The sequence below is a fragment of the Ensifer sp. Root954 genome (assembly GCF_001429005.1).
GTDB classification, from domain to species: Bacteria; Pseudomonadota; Alphaproteobacteria; order Rhizobiales; family Rhizobiaceae; genus Ensifer; species Ensifer adhaerens.
Window position 1 is genome coordinate 57,130 of record NZ_LMJM01000013.1, and the last position, 236, is coordinate 57,365.

A 236-nucleotide genomic window follows, 5' to 3' on the forward strand; every position below is an offset into this window, starting at 1 on the left:
GCCGCTGAAGCGCGAGCACATCAAGCCGCGCCTGCTCGGCCATTGGGGCACGTCGCCGGGCCTCAACATGCTCTACGTGCACCTCAATCGCGTCATCAAACGCGACGACCTCGACATGATCTACATCATCGGTCCCGGCCATGGCGGGCCGTCTCTGGTGGCGCATGCCTATCTGGAAGGGACCTATACGGAGTTCTATCCGAACATCGCCGAAGACGCCGAAGGCATGCAGCGGC

General features: G+C 62.7%; 1 protein-coding gene. It reads left to right on the plus strand.

All coding sequences use genetic code 11. The features are described 5' to 3' along the window. Positions 1–236, plus strand: a 236-nt coding sequence (locus ASE71_RS36855) for a hypothetical protein (protein ID WP_244497358.1), incomplete at both ends; no start/stop codon positions are given.